The 4,179-nt window shown below is 74.1% G+C and carries 2 protein-coding genes; one reads left to right on the forward strand and one right to left on the reverse strand.

The window, feature by feature from the left end:
* The coding region (locus AC0CYZ_RS23520) for an MFS transporter (protein ID WP_472219829.1) at window positions 1-848 on the reverse strand (848 nt) is incomplete at its 3' end.
* 135 nt (window positions 849-983) lie between these two features.
* Here AC0CYZ_RS23520 and mfd point away from each other — a divergent pair.
* On the forward strand, window positions 984-4,179 hold a 3,196-nt coding region (mfd, locus tag AC0CYZ_RS23525), incomplete at its 3' end, for a transcription-repair coupling factor (protein ID WP_472219831.1).

A 4,179-nucleotide genomic window follows, 5' to 3' on the forward strand; every position in this document is an offset into this window, starting at 1 on the left:
CACGACGGGATGCGCAGGCACAGCCACACCCCGACCCCGCAGACCGCCGCGGTCAACCAGGCCGCCCCGGGCGAGCCGAACAGGTAGGCGACCCCCGCAGCGATCCCGCCGAAGACCCCGGACGCGACCATCCCGAAGACCGTCAGGCGCGAGTTCGTCGTCACCAGCGTGATGCCGGGCGGGAGGACGCGCGGGGTCACGGCGGCCTTGAGCACCCCGAAGGACTTGGAGAGCACGAGGATGCCGAGCGCGGAGGGGTAGAGCGCCCAGGTGTCCATGAACAGCGCGAGCACGACGGCGAGCGCGCCCTGGCCCGCCGTCGAGAGCGCGAGGGCGAGGCGGCGCCCGCGCTGGACCCGGTCGAGCAGCGGCCCGACGACCGGGGCGATCACCGCGAAGGGCGCCACCGTGATGAGCAGGTAGAGCGCGACCTTGTCCTTGGACTCGGCGCTGGCGGCGGAGAAGAACAGGGTGTTGGCCAGCGCCACGGCCAGCGTCGCGTCCGAGGCGTAGTTGGCCATCCACGCGTAGGTCAGCGCGGTCAGCCCGGACCGGTCGGCCCCGTCGGCCGAGGCCGCCCGGTGGAACGCGCGGGCGCCGGCGCGGGTGAGGTTGCGCGCGCGCCAGGCCGCGACGCGGGTGACGGTGATCTTCCGCGGGCCGGGGTCGCCGGGGTCCTGGCCGGTGGAGCGTCGCGTGGGTGGGGGCTCGGGAGCGTCAGAAGGGTCTCGATGCTGACGTCCGTTGTCAGTCTTGGGCCGGTGATCAGTGCGGGGCTCGCCGCGACGCCGGCGCCCGGCCGACCACCCCGGACGCCCGGGATCGGGGGAGGGCTGGGCGCGCGTCACGGGTCCCATCGTCACCCACGGTGGCCCCCCGGTCACGACGGTCACCCCCGGTCGGCCGGGGCCCGGGGAAGGCCCGAGGGTGTCGGGGTGTTCTCGTAGACTGGATTCGCTCGCTCCACGCTCCTGCGAAGGGCTCTGGTGTCTTCTCCCGACACTCTCTCGACCACCTCCGGGCTCGCCCCGCTCTCCGGTCTGGCCTCGGCGCTGCTCGCCGACCCGGGCCTGCGCGCGCTCGTCGACGCCGCCGGCCGTGATGCCGCCGTCGAGGGCCCGACGGCGCTGCGCCCGCTGCTCGCCGCCGCCCTGGGCGCCGATCCCGACGGCGAGCGCGGCGGCGCCGGCCGCACCGCGCTGCTCGTGTGCGCCACCGAGCGCGAGGCCGAGGAGCTCGCCGCCGCCGTCGAGGACCTGCTCGGCGAGCACGCCGTGGCCTACCTGCCCAGCTGGGAGACCCTCCCGCACGAGCGGCTCTCGCCGCGGGCCGACACCGTGGGTCGGCGGGTCGCGATCCTGCGCCGCCTGGCCCACCCCGAGACCGACCCGCACGGGCGCCTGCTCGTCGTCACGGCCGCCACCCGCAGCCTCATCCAGCCGCTGGTGCCCGGGCTCGGCGACCTCGATCCGGTCGTCCTGCGCGAGGGCACCGAGATCGAGCTGGAGCACCTCACCGGGCGCCTCGTCGACCTCGCCTACGCGCGGGTGGAGATGGTCGAGAAGCGCGGCGAGTTCGCGGTGCGCGGCGGGATCGTCGACCTCTTCCCGCCGACCGCCGAGTCGCCGGTGCGCATCGAGTTCTGGGGCGACGAGGTCTCGGAGCTGCGCTGCTTCTCGGTGGCCGACCAGCGGTCGCTGCCCGACTCGGCGAACGCCCGCCCGAGCGAGGTCGTCGCGCCGCCGTGCCGCGAGCTGCTGCTGACCGCCGACGTCCGCGAGCGCGCGGCCGAGCTCGCCCGCACCCACGCCGGCACCGGCTCCTTCGGCGGCGACAAGGCGCTGTCCGAGCTGCTCGGCAAGGTCGCGGCCGGCATCCCCACCGAGGGGATGGAGTCGCTGATCCCGGCGCTGCTGCCCGGGGACCTGGTGACGCTGCCGCAGCTGCTGCCCGACGGCGGGCACGTCGTCGTGTGCCACCCGGAGCGGGTCGAGCGCCGCGCGGCCGACCTCGTGCGCACCGGCCAGGAGTTCCTCGAGGCGAGCTGGCTCGTGGCGGCCGACTCCACCGAGGGCCGCGCCCCCATCGACCTCGGCGCCTCGGCCTACCGCGACGTCGAGGTCGTGCGCGCCGCGTCCCACGCCTCCGGGCACCCGTGGTGGACGCTCTCCAGCCTCGCGACCGACCCCGACCTCGAGGACGACTCGGTCACCAGCGACGGCGTCCGGGTCCTGCGCTCCGGCCTGACCGGCGTCGAGTCCTACCGCGGCGACTGGGAGAAGGCCGCCGTCGACCTGCGCGCCCACGCGGCGTCGGGCGGCGCGGCCCTCGTCGTCGTCCCCGCCACCGGCACCGCGCAGCGGGCCGTGGAGCAGCTCCGCGAGTTCGTCGGCGAGGACGTCCCCGTCGTCGCGGGGGCGAGCGGAGCGGCGGGGACGGCGGAGGCCGGTCGCATCACCGTCGTCCGCGGCCGGCTCGCCGACGGCTTCGTCGCCCCCGAGAGCCGGCTCGTCCTGCTCACCGAGGCCGACCTCACCGGGTCGCGCGCCGGCAGCGGGACCACCCCCACCAAGCGCGCCGCGGTCAAGCGCCGCAACGCGGTCGACCCGCTGACGCTGCAGGCCGGCGACTACGTCGTCCACGCCCAGCACGGCATCGGCAAGTTCGTCGAGATGACCCAGCGGACCACCGGCACCGGCAAGGCGTCGACCACCCGCGAGTACCTCGTCCTGGAGTACTCGAGCTCCAAGCGCGGCCAGGCGAGCGACCGCCTCTTCGTCCCCACCGACCAGCTCGACCAGGTCAGCCGCTACGTCGGCGGCGAGCTGCCCACGCTGAACAAGCTGGGCGGCTCGGACTGGTCGAAGACGAAGTCGAAGGCGCGCAAGGCGGTCCGCGACATCGCCGCGAGCCTGGTGCAGCTCTACGCCGCCCGGCAGGCCGCGCCCGGTCACGCGTTCGGCCCGGACACGCCGTGGCAGCGCGAGATGGAGGACGCCTTCCCCTACACCGAGACGCCGGACCAGGCGTCGGCGATCGACGAGGTCAAGGCCGACATGGAGAAGGCGGTCCCGATGGACCGCGTCGTCTCCGGCGACGTCGGGTACGGCAAGACCGAGATCGCGGTGCGTGCGGCGTTCAAGGCGGTGCAGGACGGCAAGCAGGTCGCGGTCCTGGTCCCGACGACGCTGCTGGCCCAGCAGCACCTGCAGACGTTCACCGACCGCATGCGGAACTTCCCGGTGACGGTGAAGGGGCTCTCCCGATTCACCTCGGGCAAGGAGGCCGACGCGACGATCCGCGGGCTCGCCGACGGGTCCGTCGACGTCGTCGTCGGGACCCACCGGCTGCTGCAGACCGGGGTCACGTGGAAGGACCTCGGGCTCGTCGTCATCGACGAGGAGCAGCGGTTCGGCGTCGAGCACAAGGAGCACATCACCGGGCTGCGCGCCCACGTGGACATGCTCTCCATGTCCGCGACGCCGATCCCGCGCACGCTCGAGATGAGCCTCGCCGGCATCCGCGAGCTCTCGACGATCCTCACCCCGCCCGAGGAGCGCCACCCCACGCTGACCTACGTCGGCGCCTACGACGAGAAGCAGGTCGCGGCCGCGATCCGGCGCGAGCTGCTGCGCGACGGCCAGGTCTTCTACATCCACAACCGGGTGTCCTCGATCGACGACGCGGCCGCGAAGCTCCGCCGTCTCGTGCCCGAGGCCCGCATCGCCACCGCGCACGGGCAGATGCCCGAGGAGCGCCTCGAGCGCACCGTCAACGAGTTCTGGGAGCGCGAGCACGACGTCCTGGTCTGCACGACGATCGTCGAGAACGGCCTGGACATCTCGAACGCCAACACGCTGATCGTGGAGCGCTCCGACACCCTGGGGCTCTCCCAGCTCCATCAGCTCCGCGGCCGGGTCGGGCGCAGCCGGGAGCGCGGCTACGCCTACTTCCTCTACCCGAACGACCGCCCGCTGACCGAGACGTCGCACGAGCGGCTGGCCACCATCGCCCAGCTCTCCGAACTGGGCGCGGGCACGGCGGTCGCCATGAAGGACCTCGAGATCCGCGGCGCGGGCAACATCCTGGGCGCCGAGCAGTCCGGACACATCGCGGGCGTCGGGTTCGACCTCTACATGCGCCTCGTCGGCGAGGCGGTGGAGGCGTTCAAGGCGCACA

Source organism: Actinomycetospora sp., from assembly GCF_055612215.1.